Below are 24,910 nucleotides of genomic sequence, written 5' to 3'. Positions count from 1 at the left end.
AAAGACTCGCCATACCGATGTGGTGAGGACACGCAAAGAAAGAAAGAGTATCCAGCATGGCAGCTTTGAATACCGATGCCGCTGTCCTCGCCAAGGAGGCAGCGAACTTCGAGCGGATCTCCGGAGAGCTCAAGGGCGTCATCTCGCACGTGGAGGCCACCGCCGGCGCGCTGGCCGCCCAGATGGTCGGCCAGGCCGGCACCGCGGCGCAGGCCGCTCTGGTCCGCTACAACGAGGCCGCGGCGCGTCAGATCCAGGAGCTCAACGACATCTCGGCCAACATCCACACCTCCGGCATCCAGTACACCGCGTCGGACGAGGACGCAGCAGGCACGCTGCAGTCCGCGATGAACATCTGAGACCGCCGAACATCAACTGAGAAACGGAGATCAAGACATGACGGAACAGGTTTGGAATTTCGCCGGAATCGAAGGCGGCGCAAGCGAGATCCAGGGTGCTGTCGGCACCACCGCGGGTCTGCTCGACGAGGGCAAGGGCTCGCTGGCCGCGCTCGCCTCGGTGTGGGGCGGCAGCGGTTCGGAGGCCTACCAGGCTGTGCAGATGCGCTGGGACAGCACCTCCAACGAGCTCAACGCGGCGCTGCAGAACCTGGCGCAGACGATCAGTGAAGCCGGCGCGACGATGGCTCAGACCGAAGCCGGCGTGACCGGGATGTTCGCATAACACGACGCTGTGCGCCGGTGGGCGGGTCGACCACAGGGCACCCGCCCACCGCGCGCGTCGTCTCGTGTTTGACGATGAGAGGTACTCATGTCGGCCGACTATGACCGGCTCTTCCACTCCGGCGGCGACCCGGTGCAGACCGCCGACGACGGAGCCGACCGCGACGTCACCCCCCCGGCCGCGGCGGCGCCCGCCCCCGCCGGCCGCAGCGACGTGACGCCACCGCCGATGCCGGTAGGAGCCACGCCCCCCAGCACCGGACAGACCAAGTCCGCCGCGGCCCCGCCGCCGCGCGAAACCGAGGTCACCACCCAGATGCCCCCCGCGCGGTCGACCACACCGCAGCGACCACCGAACGCGATGCTGCGCACCCCGAAGGCCAACCCCGCGGGCGCCCGCTTCGAGCAGCCCCGTCAGGCACCCGCGCCCGCGCCGCGACCGGCGCCGGCCCCCGCGCCGAGCCAGCACTTCGCCGAGCCGCAGGCCGAGATCAGCGGAGCGTTCCGGGCGGGTCCGCCCGCGCCGACGTCGGCGGCCACCATCGGCAACCACCGCGCCATCGACGCGCTGTCGCATGTCGGGGTGAAATCCGCGGTGAAGATGCCGTCGCAGCGCGGCTGGCGTCACCTGCTGTACATGCTGACGCGGATCAACCTCGGGCTGTCGCCCGACGAGCTCTACGAGATGGAGCTGCACACCCGGATCCGCCGCAACGCCCGCGATTCGTACCAGATCGGCATCTTCGGGCTCAAGGGCGGCGTCGGTAAGACCGCGGTCACCGTCGCGCTGGGCTCGGCGTTGAGCAAGGTGCGCGGGGACCGGATCCTGGCCGTCGACGCCGACCCCGACGGCGGCAACCTCGCCGACCGCGCGGGCCGCCAGTCCGCGGCGACCATCTCCGACCTGCTGTCGGATCAGGAGTTGGCGCGTTACAACGACATTCGCGCATACACGAGCATGAACGCCGCCAACCTCGAGGTGCTGTCCTCGGAGGACTACAGCGGGGCGCGTCGGGAATTCAACGACGAGGACTGGAAGGGCGTGACCAACATCGTGTCGCGCTACTACAACCTGGTGCTCGCCGACTGCGGCGCCGGGCTGTTCCAGCCGGCGGCCCGCGGCGTGCTGTCCACGGTGTCAGGTCTGGTGATCGTGGCCAGCGCCTCCATCGACGGTGCCCGCCAGGCCGCGCTGACCATGGACTGGTTGCGCCAGAACGGATATCAGGATCTGCTCGGCCGCTCCTGCGTGGTGATCAACCACGTCGTGCCCGGAAAGCCGAACATCGACGTGGACGATCTGGTCGCCCAGTTCGAGCGCCACGTCGCGCCCGGCCGGGTCCTCGTGCTGCCGTTCGACAAGCACATCGCGGCCGGTACCGAGATCCAGCTGGACCTGCTCGGCAAGACGTTCCAGCGCCGGATCGTCGAACTGGCCGCGGCGCTGTCCGACGACTTCGACAGGCTCGAACGGCGTTGACGTCCACCGCCGCTGCAGCATCGACATCCAGCGTCACGCCGGGTCGGCCGGCGACGACGCGGGTCACCATCCTGACCGGACGGCGGATGACCGACCTGGTGCTGCCCGCGGCGGCACCGATCGAGAGCTACATCGACGAGACGGTGTCGGTGCTGGCCGAACTGCTCGAGGACACCCCGAAAGATGTGCTGGCCGGTTTCGACTTCACCGCGCAGGGGGTGTGGGCGTTCGCGCGCCCCGGCGCCCCGCCGCTGAAGGCCACCGAGTCGCTCGACGACGCGGGAGTGGTGGACGGCTCGCTGCTGACCCTGGTGTCGGTCAGCCGCACCGAACGGTACCGGCCGCTGGTCGAGGACGTGATCGACGCGATCGCGGTGCTCGACGAGTCGCCGGAGTTCGACCGCTCGGCGCTGAATCGCTTTGTCGGACTGGCCATTCCCGCGGTGGCCCTGCTCGTCACGGTGATGACGCTGGTGGGCTGGAGCCGCGGCGGCCAGCAGTGGTGGTGGGCCGTCGCGCTCGGCGTGCTCGGGCTCGGGCTGCTGGGCGCCAGCATGCTGGCCACCAACCGCTACCAGAACCTCGACATGGCCGAGAGCCTGCTGGCCGCGTCGCTGCCGACGTTGGCGGGCGCGACTGCGTTGGCCGTGCCGCTGCCGCGCGGCGTCGACTCGCTGGGCGCACCGCAGATCGCGGGGGCGGGCGCAGTGGTGCTGCTGGTGACACTGGCGACCCGCGGCGGGCCCCGGCGGCGCGCGGAGTTGGCGTCGTTCCTCGCCGTCGTCTCCATCGCGGTGACCGGTGCGGCCGTCGCGTTCGGTTACGGGTGGCAGTACTGGGTGGCCGCGGGCACGATCGCGTTCGGCCTGATCATCGTCACCAACGCCGCGAAGCTGACGGTCGCGGTGGCCCGGATCGCGTTGCCGCCCATCCCCGCACCGGGTGAGACCGTCTCCAACGACGAACTGCTCGACCCGGTGACCACGACGGTCAGCGACGAGGAGTCGCCGACGTGGCAGGCGATCATCGACTCGGTGCCCGACTCCGCGGCGCGGCTGCACGAGCGCAGCGAGCTGGCCAAGCGGCTGCTGATCGGTTTCGTCACCGCGGGCGCGTCGGTGCTCGCGGTCGGCGCGGTAGCGGTTGTGGTGCAGGGCCACTTCTTCGTGCACAGCATGATCGTCGCCGCTCTGGTCACCGCGATCTGCGGTTTCCGCTCGCGGCTGTACGCCGAACGCTGGTGCGCGTGGGCGCTTCTGGCGGCGGTGGTCGTGATCCCGTCGGGCGTGATGGTCCGGTTGTGCCTGTGGTACCCGGACTCCGCGTGGCTGGTGCTGGCCGGCTACCTCGGGCTGGGCGCCGTCGCGCTGATCGTGATCGGGGCGACCGCCGGTGTCCGTCGGGTGTCGCCGGTGACCAAGCGGATCCTGGAACTGCTCGACGGCGCGGCGATTGCCGCGGTGATCCCGCTGCTGCTGTGGATCGCCAGCGTCTACGACATCCTGCGCAACATCCGCTTCTAGCTCCAGGGTGTGGACGGCCGGTCGCGGCGCACACCGTCGACGGTGACGTCGACCCGTTCGTCGAAGAAGCAGATCCGGTCGCGGACCGGTTCACCGTCGTGCAGCGGGTCGCGGTAGCTCCAGGCGACGTCGCGCGGCCCGTCGGGAACCGAGAAATACGACGCGCGACCCTTGTAGGCGCAGTAGCTGACCGTGTTGCTGGGCTGCAGGCGGACCGCGACGTCCTCGCGCGGCAGGTAGAACCGCACCGGCAGCATCGTCTCGAACAGCAGCTTGGGGTGCGACGACTCGGCGAGCAGCGTGCCCTCGAACTCGACGCGCACGGTCCGGCTGCCGGCGAGCACGTCGATCCGCTTGAACGGGTCATGCGGGTGGCTGGTGATCGGCTCGTCCTCCTCGCGCCATTCGAAGGCGTCGAAGTCGAGGACGGCGTAGTCGGCGAGGTCGGGGTCGTCGGGCCGGAACGCCGCCGCGCCGGCGGTGTCGTCGCCGGCGATCACGTCGAATTCGGTGCCCGCACTGGAGTGGTGACCGAACGGAACCGACGGGTCGAGCAACGCGTGCGAGGTGCCCGGGCGGTCGGCGTCATCGTCGCCGGATTCGGCGCCGGCGGGTACCAGGTGCGCCGCGATGGCCGACCACGGCACCGCGTAGGTCGGCACGATGCGCCGCGGCTCCCACACCAGCAGAGCGTCCTGGGTGTCGGCGACCAGTTCACCCCCGCGGCACACCCGGATGCGTTTGGCGGTCGGCTCGAATCGCAGTGCGTCGTGGTTTCCGGTGAACAGATCCATCATCCGGACGGCCATGGGGGGCTCCTCACTTGCGGGGTGGGCGGAGAACGTTCATCGCCAACCGCATGATCGGCGCCGGGACGCGGTCCTTGGCGGCCAGCGCGGCGTCGGCCGCGCGTCCCCGCAGCGGTGTGCCGCGACCGAACGTGCGGTTGAACGGTCCACCGGTGGGTTCGAGGTCGAAGTGCAGCGGCGGCTTCCCGTCGGCCGCGCCGAGGGCGTTGGAGATCACGATGCGCTGGATCTCACTGGTGCCCTCGAAGATCGTGTACAGCTTGGCGTCGCGGTACCACTTCTCGACCGGGTGGTCCTTGATATAGCCCCAGCCGCCCATCGTCTGGATCGCGCGTTCGGTGGCGCGGACCGCGAGCTCGCTGGCAGCCAGCTTCGACATCGACCCCTCGCCGCGTTCGAAGGGCACGCCGCTGGCCGCCATCCAGGACGCCCGCCACGTCAGCAGCCGCGCCGCGTCCAGCCCGGTCGCCAGTTCGGCCAGCGGGAACGAGATCCCCTGGTTGTCGATGATCGGCGCGCCGAACGCCTCCCGCCGGTTGGCGTACTCGGTCGCGTATTCGATTGCGGCGCGGGTGATTCCCAGCGCCTGGGCGGCCACCATCGGGCGGGTCTGCTCGAAGGTGCCCAGCGTCGCGGACCCGGAGTGCTTGGCTCCCTCGACGGCTTCCCGGGCCTTGGCGAGCTTGTGGTCGAGTTTGTCCTGGCCGCCGAGCAGGTTCGCCGCCGGCACCCGGACCCCGTCGAACTTCAACTCCGCGGTGTGCGACGCGCGGCAGCCCATCTTGTCGAGCTTGCGGACCATCTCCAGGCCGGGGGTGCCGCCGGGCACGATGAACAGCGCCTGACCCTTGTGCCCGAGTTCCTGGTCGACGACGGCGTTGACGACGTGGACGTTGGCGATGCCCCCGTTGCCGATCCACATCTTGTGACCGTCGATGATCCAGTCGTCGCCGTCGCGCCGCGCAGTCGTGCGTAGGTTGCGGACGTCGCTGCCGCCCTCGGGTTCGGAGATCGCGAGCGCGGCGAGCTTGAGATCGCCTGGGGTGCCGAAGCATTCGGGCGCCCACTCGAGCATCTGCTCGGGTGAGGCGGCCTGGCCGATCGCCGAGAGCGCGAGCGCGGGCATCACCACCGCCAGCCCGATGCCGGCGCATCCCCAGAACAGTTCCTCCATGAAGATCGGCAGCGACAGCCCGGTCGGGTCGCCGATCAGGTCGCGGTAGAACAGCGGGCTGTAGAAGCCGCGCTGCGCGGCCTCTTCCAGGACCGGCCACGGAAACTCCTGGCGCTGGTCGTAGTCCAGGGCCACGGGCCGGACCACGTCGGCGGCGAAATCGTGGGTTCGTTGCGCCAGGTCATGCTGGGCCGCGGTGGGCGTGATGTCGAAGGCCACCCTGGGGGATTAACCGGCCGTATCGTTGGTGAAACACTTGTTCGCTGAAACGAACAGGCCCCCGGATGCCGTGGCATCGCGGGGACCTGTCCGGGGGGTCTACTTGACGTCGACGTAGACCGTCTTGTTCAGCACCCGGGTGGCGATGTCGTTGTCGTTACCCAGTGAGTCGGTCTGGGTGTACGTCTGTCCCTGGCGTACCGACACCACCGACGCCTTCTCCAGCGGGGCATTACCGATGCGGTTGACGATCACGTGGTAGCCCTGCGACTGCAGTTCGCTGATGGTCTGCTGCGCATTGCCCGGTCCCGACGGTGCAGCCTGGACCGGCGCAGCCAGGCCGATCAGGCCCGCGGTCAAGGCGGTGGCGGCGATAGTGGCGATCCCGAACTTCTTCATTTTCGAGCCCTCTTTTGTGTTGCGTTTCAATCCGAGCCGTGGCGTGTGTCGCGGTTCGTAGCTGCAGCTGATCTTGTAAACCGTCAGGTCAGAGGTTTAATTCCGGTGGCAGAAATTGATTGCCGGTTGGCAGCAATCATGCAGGGCGGCAACCGATTGCCCATGTTCGGCGACTCGAATTGGACCGGATGGGTGTGGCGCGCGCGACACTGGAGGCCATGAAGGTCAGCGGTCCCGTTCTGCGCCAGCGCGACGGCATCACGTGCGGGCCGACGGTCGCCCTGGTCGCCGGGATGCTGCTCGACCCGCGCCGTCGGACCGCGATGGCCGACGCGGCGTGGTTCGCGGCCGAACAGGGGCGGGTGCACGCCGAGGCCAACCGGGTCTGGCCGCGCCGGCTGGGTACGACGCCGCGCGGCCTGATCCGCGCGTTGGGCGCCCAGGGCGCGCGGTACCGCTGGCGGCTGTTCCGCGGCCGGGGCGACGCGTTGGCCGATGTGCGCGACGCGGTCGCCGACGGTTGGCCGGTGCCGATGCTCGTCGGCCGGGGCGTCCCGAGGCACTGGGTGCTGATCGTCGGCGTCGGCGACGCCTGGTTCGACGTGTACGAGCCGTCGTCCGGGCAGGTCCGTCGGATCGAGATCGACAGCGTCCGCGGTGCCCGGTTGCGCGGGCTCGGCTTCTCGCGGCCGTTCGGCTTCGTGCTGCCGATCAGGGAGCGGCACCGTGACGTCCGGGCGCTCTAGAGACGCGCACAGTTCGAACGTATGATCGAACAGTGGGCGAGCTGAAGGGCATCGGGTACAACGGTCAGCCCACCCAGCAGGCCTTCCGCCGGGTGGATCCACCGATCACCGTGCTGGTCGACCTCGCTGCGGTGTTCCCGCGCGAGCCGCATGCCGCCGGCGGCTACAACCCGGCGGGCCTGCAGATGCACGCCGTGGTCGAGGGCCGACTGTCCTGCTGGGGACTCTGCGAGCAGGGCTACTGGTGGGGGCTGGTCACGTACCAGATCGCCTACGGCGCGCGGCGCAAGCCCGTCACGCACTGGATCCCGGCCTGGACGCTGAAGCCCAAGGCCGTCTGACTAGGCCGTCTGACTATGCAGTCTGACTACGAGGCCGCCAGACCCAACCGGCGCTGCGCTTCGCCCGGCGAGATGCGCAGTCGCCGCGCGACGTCCCGCGGCGACGAGGCGCTGTCGGCGAGCAGCCGGCCGAACAACTTCTGGTCGAGTGCCGCGAGCTGCTGATCCAACTTGTCGAGGTGCTCGATCAGCGCATAGAGCTCGGTCCGCGACAGGCCGTCCAGCCGCAGCGCGGCCACGTCCTTGTATATCGACTCGATTCGGGTGAGTACGTCAACCACTGTATTCGAACGCATGTACGAACCATAACCGCGGGCACTGCCAACGGCGGGAATGTCGCGGACTGCAGTCCGGTTAGTAGGGGTATGCCTGCCATCACCGCCGACACCCTGACACTGCCCCGCATCGCGGCGGCTACCCCGTCGCAGACCCAGCGACCGGTCCGCTCGATCACCACCGGCCCCCGCGGCTACGAGGGCGAGGGCTTCCCCGTGGTCCGCGCGTTCGCCGGGGTGAGCGCACGCGACCTCGACCCGTTCATCCACATGGACCAGATGGGCGAGATCGACTACGAGCCCGGCGAGCCGAGGGGCACCGACTGGCATCCGCACCGCGGGTTCGAGACCGTCACCTACATGATCGACGGCCGGTTCGCGCATCAGGACTCGCACGGCGGTGGTGGACTGATCACCGACGGCGCCACCCAGTGGATGACCGCGGGGTCGGGAATCCTGCACATCGAGACGCCGCCCGCCGAACTCGTCGAGCGCGGCGGCCTCTTCCACGGCATCCAGCTGTGGGTGAACCTGCCCCGCGCCGACAAGTTCGCCACGCCGCGCTACCAGTCCATCGAGGGCGACGAGGTGACCCTGCTGTCCTCCGACGACGGCGGCGCGCTGCTGCGCGTGATCGCCGGCGACATCGACGGCAGGGGCGGCCCCGGTGCCACACACACCCCGATCACGTTGGCGCACACCACCATTCAGCCCGGCGCCCGCCTCGACATCCCGTGGAACCGGGACTTCAACGCCCTGGTGTACGTGCTGTCGGGCCGCGGGGCGGTCGGACCGGTCAGCCATCCCGTCGAGCAGGGGCAGCTGGCCGTGCTCGGCCCGGGTGACCGGATCACCGTTGCGGCGCAGGCGAATCAGGACTCCAACCGCCCGGCGCTGGAAGTGCTGTTGCTCGGCGGGCGGCCGATCCGCGAGCCGGTGTTCCAGTACGGCCCGTTCGTGATGAACAGCAAGAGCGAAGTGGTCCAGGCGTTCGAGGACTTTCAGGCAGGGCGGTTCGGCGCCGTCCCGCCGGACGCGCTCATGCCGCACCGTCCGTCGGCCTCCTGACGGCCTTCGGATAGAGCAGTTCGAGCGCACCGAGGTGCGCGGCGACGGCCACCAGCGGCAGCGCCGCCGACACCGCGAGCCCGTCGTCGGTGGCCTCGGCGCGCAAGGCCATCACCAGGTCGTCGCTGATCGGCGCCGGCGTGTCGGTGGATCCGTCGGTGGCCCGTGCGCTGATCGCGTCGGCGTGCGCCTCCAGCACCCGCCGCGTGCGCTCGTACACGCCCAGGGGTGGCGGGCTGACGTCGGCGATCAGTTCGGCCGCCGCCCGCAGCCGCACCGCCCGGTTGGCGGAGCGCACCGCGGGCGCCCGGATGTCGGTGGGACCGCTGCTCTCCGAGAGGAACTGCCGGACGGCGTCGTCGGCGGTGCGCGAGGCCTTGAGCGCCTGCTGACTCAACGAGTTCACCCGGTTCGTCGCGTCCTCGGAGTCTCCTCGGGTGACCCTGCGCACCGCGGCGGTGAGGAACTGCGCACCGACGGTAAAAGCTTCGTCGATGGCGCGTGACACCCGGGTGCGCGCGCCGCGCGGCCACAGCAGCACCGAGACCATCACGCCGACCAGGGCGCCGACCGCCACGTCCTCGACCCGGATCAGACCGACACTCCAACCCGTCGGCGCGATCAGGTTGAAGATGATCAACACCATCATGGTGAACGCCGCCTGCCCGGCGATGAACGAGGCGACCTCCGGCACGAACGCAGAACCGAACGCCACCACCGGAAGCAGCATCCACATCACGACCGGGTCGACCCCGAGCAGCTCGATCAGCACGACCCCGAGCAGGAAGCCGATCGCGGTGCCCGCCACCGCCCGCACCACGCGGGTGCCGGTGGTCAACGCGCTGCTGCGCAACACCGACATCGCGCCCAGCACGACCCAGAATCCTTGTTGCAGCGGGAACAGATGGGTCACCGTAACCGCCATCGACAACCCGAGTCCGGTGCGAAGGCTGTTGCGCAGCACCACGGCTCGGGTGGCGAAGAACCCTCGGGTGATCACCGCGACGGCCGTCGTCTCGGGCATCACCCAGTCCGCTGTGCCGGTCTTCGGCAGCCCCCGGCCGAGGATCCGCGCCCACACCGGGCGGGCGTCGGCCGCGGCGGCGTTGCGGATGATGCGCCCGGTGACTCCGACACTCGCCGAGAATGTACGGCGCGCCAACAGCTTCCGCCCCACAGCGACCGCGGCCGCGTCGTCCGAACACGCCAGGATCTCGGCGATGTCCTCGCGGTAGCGGCCCTGGGCGATCTCGCGTTGTTCGGTCAGCGCGGCGTCGAGGTCGCGGCTGCGGGCGGTCCTTCGGGCGACGTCGGGAACGCCGAGCACCGCGGCGCTGTCGCGCAGCACCCGCACCAACGGGTCGCGCATGTCGCCCAGCCACCGCCCGGTGTCGTCGGTGATGCGGTCGGCCAGCCAGCCGAGGTCGTCGACGACACGCACCAGAGCACGGCTGCCCGCGGTCAGCGCGACGGGCCGAAAGTCGGTGTTCAGGAACGTCACCCAGAGCTGGTTCATCGCCCGGGTCGCGTCCTTGGCGCCGGCGCGGCCCTGCAGGCAGTCGGCCAACCGGTTGCAGACCCGCGCCGCGTCGCCGCGCAGTTCGTCGTGATGGCGCGGCGGCAGCAGGAACAGCGCGGCGGGCACGCAGATCGCCAGCGCGATGAGCCACCCGAACAGCCGGTCGGGGATGGGCCCCGGCGGCGTACACGCCGGCAGCACGAACGTCAGCAGCGTGGCGCGTTGGCCGGCGGCGACGATCTCACTGAGCACACCGGAGAACGTCACGACGAACCCGAGCACGAACATCGCCGCCACGCTCACCCACGGATGCGGGGACACCAGCGTGCCGAGCGTGATCAGCAGCGCGCCGTTGAACCCGAGCCCGCAGTAGGCCAGCGCCCGCGCGGGCCGGTTGCCGGGGAAGTCGACGAGGATCAGCAGCGCGACCGAACCGAAGATGGTGAACATCGGCGTCTGCGAGCCTCCACCGACCGCGAAGCTGACCGCCGCCGCGACGGGCAGCACGATCGCCGCCCGCGTCGCGCGGCGCAGCGCATCCCGTTCCGGGTCGCGGGTGCGGATGCGGTCCGACGCGCGTTGCCAGAGCTGGGCGACGATGCCGGGACGTGTCACCCTCACCGGCCCGTTGCTAGCGGTTGTCCGGGACCGACTCGAACGCCCCGGCGTCCAGGGCCGCGATCAGCTGGTTGGCGATCCACTGCAGCGCGTCCGGATCACGGGTCAGGGTGGTCTGTTCGTAGCCGACGAACAGATACACCGCCCACGCCGCGAACAGCTGGGCCTGCCGTTTGTGCTTGAGGATCTCGTAGGCCGATTCGTAGAGGACGTCGAAGCGCTGCTGGTCGACGGCGGACTGCACCGCATGGACGTGCGGATCCAGCGAACTCCAGACCCGGATCGCGGCTTCCGCGCCGTGCGGCAGGTGCAGCCCGGTCATGATCAACGAGTCGATGCGGCGCCGCGGGTCGGGTTCGGCGTGCACCTGCTCGATGACGCGCACGGTGCGCACCTCCGTCCAGTGGGCCAGCAGGTCCTTGGTGAAGGCCGCCCAGTTCGGGAAATAGTGGTAGAACGAGCCGGTCGTGACGCCGAGGCGGTGACACACCTCGGCCAGCTTGAGTCCGCCGTAGCCGAGGTCGGAGAGGATCTCGAGCCCCGTGTCGAAGTAGGACTCCCGAGAGACGACGTTGGCCATGGGACGCGACATTAACGGCTCCAAGGTTGAATTTCTGCCGATGCGCCTTCGCCGGATGACGGTTCCTTTCTCCCCAAACGACATGCCCGGACAGCCGCGATCAGCCGGTGCCTGTTAACCCAAGTGACGTGTGGCACAATTTGACCGTGCCGCATACGGCTAGTAGAGGACCCGGTCGTCCCCCCGCAGCGAAGGCCGCCGAGACGCGAGAGCGCATTATTCAAGCCGCTCGCGAAGTCTTCAGCGAACTCGGGTATGACGCTGCCACGTTCCAGGCGATCGCAATCCGCGCGGATCTGACCCGGCCGGCGATCAACCACTACTTCGCAAGCAAGCATGTGCTGTGGCGCGAAGTCGTCGAACAGACCAATGCCGCAGTGGTCAACGCGGGCAGGGCGCGCGCGCAGGGCGAGACCAGCCTGCTCAACCGGCTGTCGGCGTACTTCACCGCGGCGATGCAAACGGAATCTGAAGACCGTTCGGCCGCAGCGTTTTTGGTGACCTCGGTGCTGGAGTCGCAGCGCCATCCCGAGCTGATCGGCGACGATCAGGACGCGCTGAGGAGTTCGCGGGAGTTCGTCGGGTGGGCGGTCAAGGACGCGATCCAGCGCGGCGAGTTGTCCACCGACGCGGAGGTCGACTCGCTGGTCGAGATGCTGGTCGCCGTGATGTGGGGGATGGGCTTCTACGCCGGTTTCGTCGGGACCCACGAAGAACTCAAGGCCGTCGTGCGCCAGTTCGAGCTGCTGATGGCCAACAAGCTCTGGCAGCTGCAGGGCTGACCCGGCACGAAAGTAGTCTGGCTAACTTCCGCGTTAACATGGCGCGATGAGTTCTCTGCGCACTGACGACGACACCTGGGACATCGCGACCAGCGTGGGCACGACGGCCGTCATGGTGGCCGCCGCCCGGGCCGCCGAGACGCTGCGCGACGACGCGCTGATCCGCGACCCGTTCGCGCAGGTGCTGGTCGCCGGCGCCGGGTCGGGGGTCTGGGAGAAGATGCTCGACCCCGAGGTCGGCGCGCAGGTCGCCGAGACGGACGCCGAGGTCGCCGCGATCTTCGAGCACATGGGCAACTACCAGGCGGTGCGCACGCACTACTTCGACGAGTACTTCCGCGCCGCGGCCGAGGCCGGGATCCGCCAGGTCGTCATCCTCGCGGCCGGCCTGGACTCGCGGGCCTACCGGTTGCCGTGGCCGGACGGCACCGTGGTCTACGAGATCGACCAGCCCAAGGTGCTCGAATACAAGGCCGCGCGGCTGGCCGAACATGGTGCGGGGCCGTCCGCGCAGCGGGTCGAGGTGGCGGTGGACCTGCGCGTCGACTGGCCGAAAGCATTGCGCGAAGCCGGATTTGACGCTTCCGCGCCGACAGCGTGGTTGGCCGAGGGCCTGCTGATGTATCTGCCCGCCGACGCGCAGGACCGGCTGTTCGAGCTCGTCACCGAGCTCAGCGCCCCGGGAAGTCAGGTGTCGGTGGAGACGGTGGGCGTGCAGGCCGAGGAGCGCCGCGAGCAGATGCGCGAACGGTTCGAACGGATCCGCGCGCAGATGGGCGTCGAGGAGACCGTCGACGTCGCCGAGCTGATGTACAACGACCCGGACCGCGCCGACGTCGCCGAATGGCTGGACGCGCACGGGTGGCAGTCCAGCGCGGTGACCTCGCAGCAGGAGATGCGTCGACTGGGCCGGTGGGTGCTGCCGCCGGAGTTCTCCGACGACAGCGGGTTCTCGTCATTCGTGATCGCCCGGAAGGGCTGAGCTTCGAGGGCCTACTGCGCGGCCCAACCGGTTGGTTAGGATCGGGTATTCCTCGGGTCAGGAAGGACACCCATCATGACCACAGAAATCGCCGCGCCGACGCAGTCTTCCGCCGACGACATCCCGGCCACCGTCCGCCGGTTGCGCGAGACCTTCAAGACCGGGCGCACCAGAGACCTCGAATGGCGTAAACGCCAGCTCAAAGCCATGGAACGGCTGGTCGTCGAGAATGAGACCGCGATCGCGGCCGCCCTCGAACAGGACCTCGGCCGCAACCGCTTCGAGGCGTGGCTGGCCGACATCGCCAGCACCGCGGGCGAGGCCAAGGACGCCGCGAAGAACGTCCGCAGGTGGGCCCGCCGGCGGTACCGGCTGCTCGAGATGTCGCAGCTGCCCGGCCGCGGCTGGGTGGAGTACGAGCCGTTCGGCACCGTGCTGGTCATCGGCGCGTGGAACTTCCCGTTCGTGCTGACGCTGGGACCGGCGATCGGCGCGATCGCGGCCGGCAACACCGTCGTGCTCAAACCCTCGGAGGTCTGCCCGGCGTCGTCGACGCTGATGGCCGAACTGGTGCCGCGCTACCTCGACAACGACGCGATCGCGGTCATCGAGGGCGACGGGGCGGTCAGCCAGGAACTCATCGCGCAGGGCTTCGACCACATCTGCTTCACCGGCGGCACGGAGATCGGCCGCAAGGTCTACGAGGGCGCGGCCCCGCACCTGACGCCGGTCACGCTCGAACTCGGCGGCAAGAGCCCGGTGATCGTATCCGCCGACGCCGATGTCGACGTCGCGGCCAAGCGGATCGCCTGGACCAAGCTGATCAACTCCGGCCAGATCTGCATCGCCCCCGACTACGTGCTGGCCGACGCGAAGATCCGCGACCGGCTGGTCGACAAGATCAAAGAGGCGGTGACGACGTTCGAGTCCGAGAGCCCCGACGGCAAGCGCATCGTCAACGAGCGGCACTTCGACCGGCTGACCTCGGCGCTGGCCGCCACCAAGGGTGAGGTGGTCATCGGCGGCGGCTCCGACGCGTCGAAGATCAGCATCCAGCCCACCGTCGTCGTCGACCCCGACCCGGCCGAACCGCTGATGACCGACGAGATCTTCGGGCCGATCCTGCCCGTCATGACTGTCCAATCCCTCGATGACGCAATCAATTTCGTCAACTCGCGGCCCAAGCCGCTGGCGGCGTACCTGTTCACCAAGACCAAGAGCATCCGGGAACGGGTGATCAAGGAGGTCTCGGCGGGCGGCATGGTGGTCAACCACCTGCTGTTCCACTTCGCCACCAACAAGCTGCCGTTCGGTGGTGTCGGGCCGTCGGGCATGGGCGCCTACCACGGCCGCTACGGCTTCGAGCAGTTCAGCCACAAGAAGACGGTGATGACCAAGCCGACCCGACCCGACGTCGGCGCGTTCATCTATCCCCCGTATACAGAGAAGGCTCTCAAGCTCGCCAAACGTCTGTTTTAGCGATTTGGGTGTCGTTGGTGGCGGCCAGCGCAACCGGCGACACCGAAATCGCGGAATGTGGAAAGGAAACTCATGCCAGGAGTGCAGGACCGCGTCGTCGTCGTCACCGGTGCCGGAGGCGGCCTCGGACGCGAGTACGCGTTGACCCTCGCCAAGGAGGGCGCCAGCGTCGTCGTCAACGACCTCGGTGGCGCGCGGGACGGCACCGGCGCCGGTTCGGCGATGGCCGACCAGGTGGTCGCCGAGATCAAGGAGGCCGGCGGCCGCGCCGTCGCCAACTACGACTCGGTCGCCGAACCCGAGGGCGCCGAGAACATCATCAAGACCGCGCTCGACGAGTTCGGCAAGGTCGACGGTGTGGTCTCCAACGCGGGCATCCTGCGCGACGGCACCTTCCACAAGATGGAGTTCGGCAACTGGGACGCGGTGCTCAAGGTGCACCTCTACGGCGGCTACAACGTGATCCGCGCGGCCTGGCCGCACTTCCGCGAGAACAACTTCGGGCGCGTCGTGGTGGCCACCTCGACCAGCGGGCTGTTCGGCAACTTCGGTCAGGCCAACTACGGCGCCGCGAAACTCGGCCTGGTCGGCCTGATCAACACGCTGGCCCAGGAGGGCGCCAAGTACAACATCAAGGCCAACGCGGTCGCGCCGATCGCGGCCACCCGGATGACGCAGGACATCCTGCCGCCGGAGGTCTTCGAGAAGCTGACGCCCGAGTACGTCGCCCCGGTGGTGGCCTACCTGATGACCGAGGAACTGCCCGACACCGCGTCGGTGTTCATCGTCGGCGGCGGCAAGGTGCAGCGCACCGCACTGTTCCAGAACGAGGGCATCACGTTCACCGACGTGCCGTCCGTGGACGACATCGCGGCCAAGTGGGGTGAGATCACCGATCTGTCGGCGGCGCAGCGGGCCACCTTCAGCATCGGCTGAGCCCGGTATGAAAGCGCTTGTCGCGCAGCAACTCTCCGGTCCATCCGGTCTGGAGTACACCGATGTCGACGATGTCGGCGGTGACGATCTGGTCGTCGTCGACGTCGGTGCCGCCGGCGTCAGCTTCCCCGACCTGCTGCTGCTGCGCGGGGAATACCAGATGCGGCTCGATCCGCCGTTCGTGCCCGGTATGGAGGTCGCCGGGGTGGTGCGCTCGGCGCCGTACGAGTCGGAGTTCAAGCCCGGCCAGCGGGTCACCGCGCTGTCGATGCTCGGCGGCTGGGCCGAACGGGTGGCCGTGCCGCCGGCCAGCGTCCGGCCCACGCCGGACGGACTCGACGACGCCGAATCGGTTGCGCTGCTTGGCAACTACCAGACGATGTACTTCGCGTTGGCCAAGCGCGGCGCCCTGCGCCCCGGCGAGACGGTGCTGGTGCTGGGATCAGCGGGTGGCGTCGGCACCGCGGCCATCCAGGTGGCGAAAGCGTTGGGCGCCAAGGTGATCGCGATGGTGCACCGGCCGCACGCCGTCGAATTCGTCGAGTCGCTGGGCGCCGACGTGGTGCTGCCGCTGACCGACGGTTGGCTGCAGGCGGTCAAGGACGCGACCGACGGTCGCGGAGTGGATCTGGTGGTCGACCCGATCGGCGGGGACGCGTTCGACGACGCGGTCCGCGCGCTCGCGGTCGAGGGCCGGCTGCTGGTACTCGGATTCGCCTCCGGCGGCGGCATTCCCGCGGTCAAGGTCAACCGGCTGCTGCTGCGTAACGTGGCGGTGATCGGGGTCGGCTACGGCGAGTACCTCAACCGCAAACCGGGCGCCCAGTCGGTGTTCGAATTCGGGGTCGCGCAACTGGTCACGGCCGGGCTGCGGCCGCCCCCGCCGGTCCGGTTCCCGCTTGCCAACGGCGCCGACGCCCTGCAGACGTTGGCCGACGGCGGGATCCTCGGCAAGGTGGTGCTGGAGCCGTGACCGTCCGGGCGCTGGCGTTCGACACCTTCGGGACCGTCGTCGACTGGCGCACGTGCATCATCGCCGAACTCGAGGCGTTCGGCCGCAGCATTGGTGCACAACAGGATTGGGCGGCCTTCGCCGACGACTGGCGGGCCGGCTACCCGCCCGCGATGGACCGGGTGCGCCGCGGTGAGCTGCCGTGGACCAACGTCGACGACCTGCACCGGATGATCCTCGTCGACCTGCTCGCGAAGGCGGGGATCACCGGGCTGGCCGACGAAGCCGTCGACCATCTCAACCGCGCCTGGCACCGCCTGGACCCCTGGCCCGACGCGGTGGCGGGGCTGACCCGGCTCAAGACGCGGTACACGATCACGCCGCTGTCCAACGGCAACTTCTCGCTGCTGACCAACATGGCCAAACGCGCCGGGCTGCCGTGGGACTGCGTGATCTCGGCCGAACTGTTCGGCCACTACAAACCCGACCCGGAGGTCTACCTCGGCTGCGCCGACCTGCTCGACGTCGAGCCGGCCGAACTGATGCTGGTGGCCGCCCACGCCAACGATCTGCGCGGCGCGAAGAGCGCCCGGCTGAAGACGGCCTACGTGGACCGGCCGCTGGAGTACGGGGAGGGCAGGCGCCGCCCGCCCAAGATCGCCGACGGCGAGTTCGACATCATGGCAACCGACTTCGGCGACCTCGCCACGCAGCTCGGTTCGTGAGTGAAAACGCTCGCCGAGCGAACGAAATCACTCACAAATCGCAGGTCGCGTAGATTGGCCGCATGAGTACCGGCGGCGTCGTGCTGGTCGCGCTGGCCATCGCGGTCGGCATCGTCGGCATCGTGGTACCGATCCTGCCGGGCACGCTGCTGGTGTTCGCCGCGATCGCGGTGTGGGCCGTCGTCGAGAACAACACCACCGCATGGGTGACGCTCGGCGTGGTGACCGCGCTGCTGGGCGCGGCGGCGTTCGTCAAGTACACCTGGCCGGTGCGGCGCATGCGTGAGGCCGACGTGCGCACCCGCAGCCTGGTCGCCGGCGCCGTGCTCGGCGTGATCGGCTTCTTCGTGGTCCCGGTGCTGGGCCTGGCGATCGGCTTCGTCGGCGGGATCTACCTCGCCGAACTGGCCTACCGGCGCGACCAGCGGATCGCGTGGGTGTCGACCAAGCACGCGCTCAAGGGCGTCGCGTTGTCGGTCGGCGTCGAACTGGCCGGCGCGCTGCTGGCCACCGTCGTTTGGGTCACGGGGCTATACCTGACGCAGTAGCTTGCAGGCATGGCCAGGCTGCGCTTCGGGTACTTCATCGCACCGTTCCACCGCGCGGGCACCAACCCGACGCTCGCGCTGCAACGGGATCTGGAGTTCATCGAGCACCTCGACGCTCTCGGCTACGACGAGGCGTGGATCGGTGAACACCACTCGGCGGGCAGCGAGATCATCAGCTCACCCGAGGTGTTCATTGCCGCAGCCGCGCAGCGCGCCAAGCGGATCCGGTTCGGCACCGGGGTGATCTCGCTGGCTTACCACAATCCGCTGTGGGCCGCGGACCGGCTGATGCTGCTCGACCACCTCACCCACGGCCGAATCATCGGCGGCGTCGGGCCCGGATCGCTGCCGACGGACTCGGCGATGATCGGGCTGACCCCGACCGACACCCGCGAACTGCTCGAGACCAACCTCGACATCGTCGTGCGGCTACTGGCCGGCGAGACCGTGTCGGCGAAGACCGCCACCCACGAACTCGTCGACGCGCGACTGCAATTGGCGCCGTACTCCGAGAACGGCATCCCGCTGGCCGTCGCGGCGGTGGCCTCGCCGACGGGCGCCCGGCTGGCGGGCAAGCACGGCATCGGGCTGCTGTCGATCGGCGCGACGCTGGTCGTCGAGGGGTTCGACGCGCTCGCCCACCACTGGGGCATCGCCGAGGAACGCGCCGCCGCGTTCGGCACCACCGTGGACCGCCGCAACTGGTCGCTGGTCTGCCCGATGCACATCGCCGAAACCTACGAACAGGCCTGCGCCGACGTCAGATTCGGGCTGGAGGCCTGGTACCTGTACTTCCAGAAGGTCGCGGCGTTCCCGCAGATGACCATGCCCGGCGACCGGATCGACGAGGTCATCGACATCATCAACGGCGCCGGCGCCGGTGTGATCGGCACCCCCGAACAGGCCCGCGCGCAGGTGCAGCGGCTGTGGGACCAGTCCGGCGGCTTCGGCTGCATGCTGCAGATGGGCCACGAGTGGGCCAACCCGGCGGCCACCCGCCGGTCCGCGGAGTTGTTCGCCGCCGAAGTGATGCCGCACTTCCAGGGCCAGGCTCAGCCGACGCTGGACGCCGCGGCGCGCGCCACCGAGGTGCGCGACGAACTGGCGCAGACCCAGCTGTCGGCGATCGAGCACATGACCACCAAGTACGAGGCCGAAAAGGACGCGAACTAGCCGAGCAGGGCCTCGCGCAGCCGACGCACGTCGTCGTCGGTGATCCCCGCAGCCCGCAGATAACCCGCGACCGACCCGTAGTTCTCCTCGATCGCGCGCCGGGCCGTCTGCAGGTACTCCTCGCGCACGCCCAGCACCGCGTCGGTCAGCCGGGCCTCGACGAACGTGACTTCCTCGTCGGTTTCCGTGCGCTCACGCACCGACCGCAGGATCTGTTCGCGCAGTTGCGGTACCGCTTCGTTGCTGCGCAGAAAGTCGGCCATCACGGCGTCCCGGTCGGCGCCGATCGCGTCGAGCACGGTGGCCACGGTGAACCCGGTGCGGTCCTTGCCCGCGAAGCAGTGCGCGATGAGGGGGCGCCCGTCGGCCAGCAGCGAGACCACCTGCCGCATTGCCCGCTGCGCGCCGGGCAACGTCGGGAAGCGTTGGTACTCCTCGGTCATGAAGCGGGCGGCGGCCGCCGACATGTCCTCGTCGTCGGGCTTCTCGCTCATCATTTTCTGAAACGCCGTCTCGTGCGGCGCCTCTCCGTTGGTGGCGGCGAGTTCGTGGAAGTGCAGCAGGTGCACCTCGACGCCCGGCGGGACCGCGCCGGCACCGTGCCGCTCCACTTCACGGGCCGAGCGCAGGTCGGCGACGTCACTGATGGCCAACCGGCGCAACGCGTCCCGGCCGGGATCGTCCAGACCGGTCAGCTCGCTGGACCGGAAGAACCGGCCGGGCCGGATGCCGGTGCCCGCGGCGACGTCACGGAAATTCCACGCCCCGGACAGCTCCCCGACCTCGGAGGTCACCTCTGCGTCACCGCCGCGGCGAAAGCGCTTTTCTCCCGGCCCAGTTCGGTGCGCGCGATGGTGCGCATGTGCACCTCGTCGGGGCCGTCGAACAACCGCATCGCGCGGTGCCAGGCGTACAACCGGGCCAGCGGCACGTCGTCGCTGACGCCCATACCGCCGTGCACCTGGATGGCGCGGTCGATGACGTTGCACGCCATCTGCGGAGCCACGGACTTGATCTGCGCCACCAGCGTCTGCGCCTCCTTACTCCTGTTGCCCTGCTCGTCGATGGTCCACGCCGCCTTGTGGCACAGCAGCCGGGCCTGGTCGATCTCGTTGCGCGACTTGGCGATCGATTCACGCACCACGCCCTGCTCGGCCAGCGGCTTGCCGAACGCCACCCGCTTCTGCACGCGGTCGACCATCAGCGCCAGCGCCCGTTCGGCCGCGCCGATCGCACGCATGCAGTGGTGGATGCGGCCTGGTCCCAGCCGGGCCTGGGCGATCGCGAACCCGCTGCCCTCTTCGTGCAGCAGGTTCTCGGCGGGCACCCGCACGTTGTCGAAGACGATCTCGCAGTGACCGTGCTGGTCCTGCCAGCCGAACACCGGCAGCGAGCGCTGGATGTCGACGCCCGGGGTGTCGGTCGGAACCAGGATCATCGACTGCTGCTGGTGGCTGGCCGCGTCCGGGTTGGTGCGGCCCATCACGATCAGGATCTTGCAGCGCGGGTCGGCGGCGCCGGTGATCCACCACTTGCGGCCGTTGATGACGTAATCGTCGCCGTCGCGCAGCATCGTGGTCTCGATGTTGCGGGCATCGCTGGAGGCGACCGCCGGCTCGGTCATCGCGAACGCGCTGCGGATCTCACCGGCCAGCAGCGGCTCGAGCCACTGCTTGCGCTGCTGCTCGCTCGCGAACAGGTGCAGCGTCTCCATGTTGCCGGTGTCGGGCGCCGCGCAGTTGGTGGCCTCCGGCGCGATCTCCATGCTCCAGCCGGTCAGCTCGGCCAGCTGCGCGTACTCCAGGTTGGTCAGCCCGGACTCGGCGGGCAGGAACAGGTTCCACAGCCCCCGCTCCTTGGCCAGCTTCTTGAGGTCCTCGACGACCGGCGGGACGGTGAAGTCCTTGGGGCCCTTCTCCTCGCGGTAGGCGTGGTAGTCCGCCTCCGCGGGGAAGACGTGCTCCGTCATGAACGAGGTGAGCCGGTCGTGGTAGTCCGCCGCCTTGGCCGACATCGCGAAGTCCATGCCCGCCACGATATGACAACCGGTCAGACGGGTTTGTGGGGCGTCGGGCTCTGGTCGGATTCCCACTTGGACTCCAGCGACCGCGTGACGCGGGTGCCGGCCGGGTAGCGCACCTCGAAGGTCTGGGCATCGGGTGCCTCGTAGGTGATGAGGAACCCGTCCTCGACGGCTTCCTTGTGCACCACCTTGGCCGCCTGGGTGCTGTTGTCGCGGTCGACGGCGACGAGGTCGCCGGGCGCCACGTCGTCGATCAGGTCATTGCTCGAGATGTTCGACATACCTCCGACGGTAGCCGCACAGGGCGAAGCCCTCCCCGGGAGTGCCACGTCGTCGGGGAGGGCTTCAGGTCCTGATGATCAGCGGCGGCCGGCCGCCAGATCCTGCGCGTAGGCCAGCCCGTGGTGGTGGGTGCCTGCCGGCATCTCGGGGGCCGGGTGCGCCTTGACGACCGGGCCGGCGACGATGCCGGGTCGCGGCGTCATGTCCTGGGTGTAGGTGCCTGCGCTGGCGGCACCGGCGAAGCCGAGGGCTCCGGCGGCGATCCCGGCGGCGACGGCCGGCAGGGCGAAGAAGCGGGCGATGCGGCGGGTGGTGTTGGTGTTCATGTCGAATCCTCCTGTGCTGGTGATCTTTTCGGTCTGTCTGCCGGTGTGTTCCGGTGATGAACCAAGAATGCGGCATCGCGGCGGCGCGGTCTGTCGACCGGCTGGGGGATGGTCCGGTGGATTCGCGTGTCCACCGATCGGGGGAACGCCTGCTGTGACAAGCTGATCGCGTGGTTGACCGGGTGCAGGTGGTGGTGGGCGACGACCACCCGATGTTCCGCGACGGCGTGGTCCGTGCGCTGGTCAACAGCGGCCAGATCGTGGTGGTGGCCGAGGCCGACGACGGGCCCGCCGCGCTGGAGGCGATCCGCGCGCACCGCCCGCAGGTCGCGTTGCTCGACTACCGGATGCCCGGGATGGACGGCGCCGAGGTGGCGGCCGCGGTCACCCGCGACGAATTGCCGACCCGGGTGCTGCTGATCTCCGCGCACGACGAGGCCGCGATCGTCTACCAGGCGCTGCAGAACGGCGCGGCCGGCTTTCTGCCCAAGGAGTCCAGCCGCGCCGAGCTGGTCAACGCGGTGCTCGACTGCGCAAAGGGCCGCGACGTCGTCGCGCCGAGCCTGGCCGCCGGGCTGGCCGGCGAGATCCGCAAGCGCGCCGAACCCGACCGGGCGGCGCTCAGCCCCCGCGAGCGCGAGGTGCTCAACCTGATCGCCTCGGGCGTCAGCATCCCGGCGATGGCCAAGCAGCTGTTTCTGGCCCCGTCGACGGTCAAGACCCACGTTCAGCGTCTGTACGAGAAGCTCGGCGTCAACGACCGCGGCGCCGCCGTCGCCGAGGCGATGCGCCGCAAGCTGTTGGACTGAGCTGTGGACCGTCTCACGCGTCTGCTGGCCGCCGAGCCCGTGCGCGTCACCGCGGTGCTGCGGCTGCCGCTGATCGCGCTGATCTGCGTGCTGGTGTGGGTGTGGGAGGTCGACCACTGGCTGCCCGAGGTCTACATCGTCGTGCTCGGCGTGTGGGCGGTGGCCGCGGTGCTGTGGCTGGTGCTCGTGACCCGGCGTCCGGTGCTGCCGCGGTGGGCGGACTGGGCGTCGACGGGCATCGACGTGCTGGTGGTGGTGGTGCTGTGCCTGGTGTCCGGCGGGGCCACCGAGGCGCTGCTGCCGGTGTTCTTCCTGCTGCCGATCGCGGTGGCGTTTCAGGACCGGCCGCTGCTGACCGCGCTGCTGGGCGTGGGGACCGCGGCGGCCTACCTGGCGGTGTGGATCGTCTACTCCAAACGCGACGACTCGGTCGGCCTGCCCAACGTGGTCTACACCCAGTTCGGCTTCCTGCTGTGGTCGGCGGTCGCGATGACGGCGCTGTGCGTGGTGCTGGTGCGACGGCAGGCCCGCGTCATCACACTGCAGGACGTGCGGCGGCAGTTGGTGTCGGAGGCGATGCAGGCCGACGAGCGGCACAACCGCGAGGTCGCCGAACACCTGCACGACGGGCCGCTGCAGACGCTGCTGGCCGCCCGCCTGGACCTCGACGAGGCGCGCGAACGCGTCGACGATCCCGCACTGGAGGCGGCCTACACCGCGCTGCAGCAGACCGCCGCGGCGCTGCGCTCGACGGTGACCGAGCTGCACCCGCAGGTGCTGGCCCAGCTCGGGTTGACGCCGGCGGTACGAGAGTTGGTGCGGCAGTTCGAGGCTCGCGGCGAGCACGTCGTCGACGCGGACCTCGAGGAGGTCGGCAAGCCGGACTCGCAGCAGCTGCTGTACCGGGCCGCACGCGAGCTGCTCACCAACATCGGCAAGCACGCGGGTGCGTCGACGGTGCGCGTCACGCTGTCGCGGGTGCACGACCGCATCGTGCTGACCGTCGCCGACGACGGGTGCGGTTTCGACCCCGCGGTCGTCGACCGGTACGTCGCCGACGGGCACATCGGGCTGGGCTCGCTGCTGGCCCGCTTCGACGCGATGGGCGGGTCGATGGAGGTGCGCTCCACCCCCGGGCAGGGCACGACGGTCATCGCCACCTCCCCGCCCGAGGGTGAACTTTCCCCTCGCGAGCAGACACAGAGTCGCATCGACAGCGCCTGAAACGTGCGATTCTGCGTCTGCTCGCGGTTGGAGGGGCGGCGGCTAAGAGGTGACCAGGCCGCGGGCGATGACCAGGCGCTGAATCTGGTTGGTGCCCTCGAAGATCTGGGTGATCTTGGCCTCGCGCATGTACCGCTCGACCCGGTAGTCGCGGGTGTAGCCGGCGCCGCCGAACACCTGCACCGCGTCGGTGGTGACCTTCATCGCGGCGTCGGTGGCGGTCAACTTCGCGACGCTGGCCTGCTGCGAGTACGGCCGGTCCAGGTCGCGGCGGCGGGCCGCGTCGAGGTACGTCGCGCGGGCGGTGGCCACGGCGGCCGCCATGTCGGCGAGCAGGAACCCGAGGCCCTGGTGGTCGATGATCTTGCGCCCGAACGTCGTTCGCTCGTTGGCGTAGGCGACGGCCTCGTCGAGAGCGGCCTGCGCCAACCCGGTCGCGACGGCGGCGATGCCGAGCCGGCCCGAATCCAGCGCCGAGAACGCGATCTGCAGACCCTGGCCCTCCGCGCCGATCAGCCGGTCGCCGTCGAGGCGCGCGTCCTCGTAGAACGCCGACGTCGTCGGCACCGCGTGCAGCCCCATCTTCTCCTCGGGCTTGCCGAAGCTCAGCCCGGGCAGGTCGCCCGGAACCAGAAAGCACGAAATGCCTTTCGAGCCCTCGCCCGTCCGCGCGAACAGTGTGTAGAAGTCCGCCCGCCCGCCGTGGGTGATCCACGACTTCGACCCGTTGAGCACATAGCCGCCGTCGGCCTTGGTCGCCTTGCACTGCAGCGCCGCCGCGTCCGAACCGGCCTGCGGCTCGGACAGGCTGTAGGCGCCGATCTGCTCACCGGACAGCATCCCGGGCAGCCAGCGCTGCTTCTGCTCGTCGCTGCCGAACACCAGCAGCGGGTGCGACGACAGGCTGTGCACGCTGACCGCCACCGCCACCGACGCCCACCGCGCCGCGATCTCCTCGAGCACCTGCAGGTACACCTCGTACGGCTGGCCGCCGCCGCCCCACTCCTCGGGCTGCGGCAGGCTCAGCAGCCCCGCCGCGCCCAACTGCGCGAACACCCCTTCGGGGTACGTCTCGGCTTTCTCGTGGTCGTCGACGATCGGGTCGAGCACCTTGTCGGCGATGTCGCGGGTCAGCGCGATCAGATCTTCGGCGTCCCGGGTGGGTAAAAGCCGGTCGACGGCCACCGTGGCCTCCCGTGGTCGAGGATGTCGGACAGTGAGGACTAACCATAGGA

28 protein-coding genes are annotated in these 24,910 nt (G+C 69.5%); 17 read left to right on the top strand and 11 right to left on the bottom strand.

Going from position 1 to position 24,910, the window contains the following annotated elements:
• Positions 1-56 precede the first annotated feature (56 nt).
• The 4 genes from BHQ18_RS18960 to eccD all read left to right on the top strand — a co-directional run bounded on the left by BHQ18_RS18960 (position 57) and on the right by eccD (position 3,686).
• Positions 57-359 (top strand): WXG100 family type VII secretion target, encoded by a 303-nt coding sequence (locus tag BHQ18_RS18960; protein ID WP_069415193.1) that lies wholly within the window; start codon positions 57-59, stop codon positions 357-359.
• Positions 360-396: 37 nt separating this feature from the next.
• Positions 397-684, top strand: coding sequence for a WXG100 family type VII secretion target (locus tag BHQ18_RS18955; protein WP_069415192.1), 288 nt, complete (start codon positions 397-399; stop codon positions 682-684).
• Positions 685-771: 87 nt separating this feature from the next.
• The gene (locus BHQ18_RS18950; protein ID WP_069415191.1) at positions 772-2,163 is read left to right on the top strand and encodes a MinD/ParA family ATP-binding protein; all 1,392 of its coding nucleotides are present in this window, start codon (positions 772-774) and stop codon (positions 2,161-2,163) included.
• Positions 2,160-3,686 (top strand): type VII secretion integral membrane protein EccD, encoded by a 1,527-nt coding sequence (eccD, locus tag BHQ18_RS18945; RefSeq protein ID WP_069415190.1) that lies wholly within the window; start codon positions 2,160-2,162, stop codon positions 3,684-3,686. Before BHQ18_RS18950 ends, eccD begins: the two co-directional genes overlap by 4 nt.
• Here the strand turns inward: eccD and BHQ18_RS18940 are convergent.
• The 3 genes from BHQ18_RS18940 to BHQ18_RS18930 form a co-directional block, all read right to left on the bottom strand.
• A complete protein-coding gene (locus BHQ18_RS18940) occupies positions 3,683-4,495 on the bottom strand; it encodes a DUF427 domain-containing protein (RefSeq protein WP_069415189.1) in 813 nt (270 codons plus the stop codon). The genes eccD and BHQ18_RS18940 overlap by 4 nt on opposite strands.
• 10 nt (positions 4,496-4,505) lie before the next feature.
• On the bottom strand, positions 4,506-5,888 hold the full coding sequence (locus tag BHQ18_RS18935; RefSeq protein ID WP_069415188.1) for an acyl-CoA dehydrogenase family protein: 1,383 nt from the start codon (positions 5,886-5,888) through the stop codon (positions 4,506-4,508).
• A 99-nt stretch (positions 5,889-5,987) separates the two neighbouring features.
• Complete coding sequence (locus tag BHQ18_RS18930; protein WP_069415187.1) at positions 5,988-6,287, bottom strand: hypothetical protein; 300 nt, start codon at positions 6,285-6,287, stop codon at positions 5,988-5,990.
• A 188-nt stretch (positions 6,288-6,475) separates the two neighbouring features.
• On the opposite strand from BHQ18_RS18930, the gene BHQ18_RS18925 reads away from it, so the two are divergent.
• Together BHQ18_RS18925 and BHQ18_RS18920 are read left to right on the top strand one after the other, a co-directional pair.
• Complete coding sequence (locus BHQ18_RS18925) at positions 6,476-7,033, top strand: hypothetical protein (protein WP_234794235.1); 558 nt, start codon at positions 6,476-6,478, stop codon at positions 7,031-7,033.
• 32 nt (positions 7,034-7,065) lie between these two features.
• Positions 7,066-7,374, top strand: coding sequence for a hypothetical protein (locus BHQ18_RS18920; RefSeq protein ID WP_069415186.1), 309 nt, complete (start codon positions 7,066-7,068; stop codon positions 7,372-7,374).
• 26 nt (positions 7,375-7,400) lie between these two features.
• Here BHQ18_RS18920 and BHQ18_RS18915 read toward each other — a convergent pair whose 3' ends face one another.
• Complete coding sequence (locus BHQ18_RS18915) at positions 7,401-7,670, bottom strand: hypothetical protein (protein WP_069415185.1); 270 nt, start codon at positions 7,668-7,670, stop codon at positions 7,401-7,403.
• 69 nt (positions 7,671-7,739) lie between these two features.
• Here BHQ18_RS18915 and BHQ18_RS18910 point away from each other — a divergent pair, with 69 nt between their 5' ends.
• The gene (locus BHQ18_RS18910; RefSeq protein WP_069415184.1) at positions 7,740-8,717 is read left to right on the top strand and encodes a pirin family protein; all 978 of its coding nucleotides are present in this window, start codon (positions 7,740-7,742) and stop codon (positions 8,715-8,717) included.
• Here BHQ18_RS18910 and BHQ18_RS18905 read toward each other — a convergent pair.
• Together BHQ18_RS18905 and BHQ18_RS18900 are read right to left on the bottom strand one after the other, a co-directional pair.
• Positions 8,689-10,851, bottom strand: a complete 2,163-nt coding sequence (locus tag BHQ18_RS18905; RefSeq protein WP_372516612.1) for an FUSC family protein — start codon at positions 10,849-10,851, stop codon at positions 8,689-8,691. The genes BHQ18_RS18910 and BHQ18_RS18905 overlap by 29 nt on opposite strands.
• Before the next feature lie 16 nt (positions 10,852-10,867).
• On the bottom strand, positions 10,868-11,434 hold the full coding sequence (locus BHQ18_RS18900; RefSeq protein ID WP_069415248.1) for a TetR/AcrR family transcriptional regulator: 567 nt from the start codon (positions 11,432-11,434) through the stop codon (positions 10,868-10,870).
• Positions 11,435-11,580: 146 nt separating this feature from the next.
• Here BHQ18_RS18900 and BHQ18_RS18895 point away from each other — a divergent pair, with 146 nt between their 5' ends.
• The 8 genes from BHQ18_RS18895 to BHQ18_RS18860 all read left to right on the top strand — a co-directional run bounded on the left by BHQ18_RS18895 (position 11,581) and on the right by BHQ18_RS18860 (position 19,011).
• Positions 11,581-12,216 (top strand): TetR/AcrR family transcriptional regulator, encoded by a 636-nt coding sequence (locus BHQ18_RS18895; protein WP_069415183.1) that lies wholly within the window; start codon positions 11,581-11,583, stop codon positions 12,214-12,216.
• Positions 12,217-12,262: 46 nt separating this feature from the next.
• Positions 12,263-13,198, top strand: coding sequence for a class I SAM-dependent methyltransferase (locus tag BHQ18_RS18890; RefSeq protein WP_069415182.1), 936 nt, complete (start codon positions 12,263-12,265; stop codon positions 13,196-13,198).
• A 75-nt stretch (positions 13,199-13,273) separates the two neighbouring features.
• Complete coding sequence (locus BHQ18_RS18885; protein WP_069415181.1) at positions 13,274-14,677, top strand: aldehyde dehydrogenase family protein; 1,404 nt, start codon at positions 13,274-13,276, stop codon at positions 14,675-14,677.
• Positions 14,678-14,749: 72 nt separating this feature from the next.
• Positions 14,750-15,613 carry an SDR family NAD(P)-dependent oxidoreductase gene (locus BHQ18_RS18880; RefSeq protein WP_069415180.1) on the top strand — a complete coding sequence of 288 codons (864 nt, stop codon included), beginning with the start codon at positions 14,750-14,752 and terminating at the stop codon, positions 15,611-15,613.
• A 7-nt stretch (positions 15,614-15,620) separates the two neighbouring features.
• Positions 15,621-16,586: an NADPH:quinone oxidoreductase family protein gene (locus BHQ18_RS18875; RefSeq protein WP_069415179.1), complete on the top strand. Its 966-nt coding sequence runs from the start codon at positions 15,621-15,623 to the stop codon at positions 16,584-16,586.
• Positions 16,583-17,290, top strand: coding sequence for a haloacid dehalogenase type II (locus BHQ18_RS18870; protein ID WP_069415178.1), 708 nt, complete (start codon positions 16,583-16,585; stop codon positions 17,288-17,290). Before BHQ18_RS18875 ends, BHQ18_RS18870 begins: the two co-directional genes overlap by 4 nt.
• A 62-nt stretch (positions 17,291-17,352) precedes the next feature.
• Positions 17,353-17,838, top strand: coding sequence for a DUF456 domain-containing protein (locus BHQ18_RS18865; RefSeq protein ID WP_069415177.1), 486 nt, complete (start codon positions 17,353-17,355; stop codon positions 17,836-17,838).
• A gap of 9 nt (positions 17,839-17,847) precedes the next feature.
• On the top strand, positions 17,848-19,011 hold the full coding sequence (locus tag BHQ18_RS18860; protein WP_069415176.1) for an LLM class flavin-dependent oxidoreductase: 1,164 nt from the start codon (positions 17,848-17,850) through the stop codon (positions 19,009-19,011).
• Here the strand turns inward: BHQ18_RS18860 and BHQ18_RS18855 are convergent.
• From BHQ18_RS18855 to BHQ18_RS18840, 4 genes are all read right to left on the bottom strand, one after another.
• A complete protein-coding gene (locus BHQ18_RS18855; RefSeq protein WP_069415175.1) occupies positions 19,008-19,805 on the bottom strand; it encodes a tyrosine-protein phosphatase in 798 nt (265 codons plus the stop codon). The genes BHQ18_RS18860 and BHQ18_RS18855 overlap by 4 nt on opposite strands.
• Positions 19,802-21,037, bottom strand: a complete 1,236-nt coding sequence (locus BHQ18_RS18850; protein WP_069415174.1) for an acyl-CoA dehydrogenase family protein — start codon at positions 21,035-21,037, stop codon at positions 19,802-19,804. Before BHQ18_RS18850 ends, BHQ18_RS18855 begins: the two co-directional genes overlap by 4 nt.
• A 23-nt stretch (positions 21,038-21,060) precedes the next feature.
• Positions 21,061-21,315 (bottom strand): hypothetical protein, encoded by a 255-nt coding sequence (locus BHQ18_RS18845; protein ID WP_069415173.1) that lies wholly within the window; start codon positions 21,313-21,315, stop codon positions 21,061-21,063.
• A gap of 78 nt (positions 21,316-21,393) precedes the next feature.
• Positions 21,394-21,642, bottom strand: coding sequence for a hypothetical protein (locus tag BHQ18_RS18840; protein ID WP_069415172.1), 249 nt, complete (start codon positions 21,640-21,642; stop codon positions 21,394-21,396).
• A gap of 170 nt (positions 21,643-21,812) precedes the next feature.
• On the opposite strand from BHQ18_RS18840, the gene BHQ18_RS18835 reads away from it, so the two are divergent.
• Together BHQ18_RS18835 and BHQ18_RS18830 are read left to right on the top strand one after the other, a co-directional pair.
• Positions 21,813-22,451, top strand: coding sequence for a response regulator (locus tag BHQ18_RS18835; protein WP_084294140.1), 639 nt, complete (start codon positions 21,813-21,815; stop codon positions 22,449-22,451).
• A 3-nt stretch (positions 22,452-22,454) separates the two neighbouring features.
• Positions 22,455-23,675, top strand: a complete 1,221-nt coding sequence (locus tag BHQ18_RS18830; protein WP_069415171.1) for a sensor histidine kinase — start codon at positions 22,455-22,457, stop codon at positions 23,673-23,675.
• 42 nt (positions 23,676-23,717) lie between these two features.
• Here the strand turns inward: BHQ18_RS18830 and BHQ18_RS18825 are convergent, their stop codons facing one another.
• Positions 23,718-24,860, bottom strand: coding sequence for an acyl-CoA dehydrogenase family protein (locus tag BHQ18_RS18825; RefSeq protein ID WP_069415170.1), 1,143 nt, complete (start codon positions 24,858-24,860; stop codon positions 23,718-23,720).
• Positions 24,861-24,910 lie beyond the last annotated feature (50 nt).

It is taken from the genome of Mycolicibacterium flavescens, assembly GCF_001722335.1.
GTDB lineage: Bacteria > Actinomycetota > Actinomycetes > Mycobacteriales > Mycobacteriaceae > Mycobacterium > Mycobacterium flavescens.
The sequence above is the reverse complement of the archived record's forward strand: the minus strand, read 5'-3'. Positions and strand labels throughout refer to the sequence as shown.

Coding starts and splice junctions, on each gene's coding strand:
- BHQ18_RS18960 (WP_069415193.1), top strand. CDS start 57: ATGGCAGCTTTGAATACCGATGCCGCTGTCCTCGCCAAGGAGGCAGCG.
- BHQ18_RS18955 (WP_069415192.1), top strand. CDS start 397: ATGACGGAACAGGTTTGGAATTTCGCCGGAATCGAAGGCGGCGCAAGC.
- BHQ18_RS18950 (WP_069415191.1), top strand. CDS start 772: ATGTCGGCCGACTATGACCGGCTCTTCCACTCCGGCGGCGACCCGGTG.
- BHQ18_RS18940 (WP_069415189.1), bottom strand. CDS start 4,495: ATGGCCGTCCGGATGATGGATCTGTTCACCGGAAACCACGACGCACTG.
- BHQ18_RS18930 (WP_069415187.1), bottom strand. CDS start 6,287: ATGAAGAAGTTCGGGATCGCCACTATCGCCGCCACCGCCTTGACCGCG.
- BHQ18_RS18925 (WP_234794235.1), top strand. CDS start 6,476: ATGGGTGTGGCGCGCGCGACACTGGAGGCCATGAAGGTCAGCGGTCCC.
- BHQ18_RS18915 (WP_069415185.1), bottom strand. CDS start 7,670: ATGCGTTCGAATACAGTGGTTGACGTACTCACCCGAATCGAGTCGATA.
- BHQ18_RS18910 (WP_069415184.1), top strand. CDS start 7,740: ATGCCTGCCATCACCGCCGACACCCTGACACTGCCCCGCATCGCGGCG.
- BHQ18_RS18900 (WP_069415248.1), bottom strand. CDS start 11,434: ATGGCCAACGTCGTCTCTCGGGAGTCCTACTTCGACACGGGGCTCGAG.
- BHQ18_RS18890 (WP_069415182.1), top strand. CDS start 12,263: ATGAGTTCTCTGCGCACTGACGACGACACCTGGGACATCGCGACCAGC.
- BHQ18_RS18885 (WP_069415181.1), top strand. CDS start 13,274: ATGACCACAGAAATCGCCGCGCCGACGCAGTCTTCCGCCGACGACATC.
- BHQ18_RS18880 (WP_069415180.1), top strand. CDS start 14,750: ATGCCAGGAGTGCAGGACCGCGTCGTCGTCGTCACCGGTGCCGGAGGC.
- BHQ18_RS18875 (WP_069415179.1), top strand. CDS start 15,621: ATGAAAGCGCTTGTCGCGCAGCAACTCTCCGGTCCATCCGGTCTGGAG.
- BHQ18_RS18865 (WP_069415177.1), top strand. CDS start 17,353: ATGAGTACCGGCGGCGTCGTGCTGGTCGCGCTGGCCATCGCGGTCGGC.
- BHQ18_RS18860 (WP_069415176.1), top strand. CDS start 17,848: ATGGCCAGGCTGCGCTTCGGGTACTTCATCGCACCGTTCCACCGCGCG.
- BHQ18_RS18850 (WP_069415174.1), bottom strand. CDS start 21,037: ATGGACTTCGCGATGTCGGCCAAGGCGGCGGACTACCACGACCGGCTC.
- BHQ18_RS18845 (WP_069415173.1), bottom strand. CDS start 21,315: ATGTCGAACATCTCGAGCAATGACCTGATCGACGACGTGGCGCCCGGC.
- BHQ18_RS18840 (WP_069415172.1), bottom strand. CDS start 21,642: ATGAACACCAACACCACCCGCCGCATCGCCCGCTTCTTCGCCCTGCCG.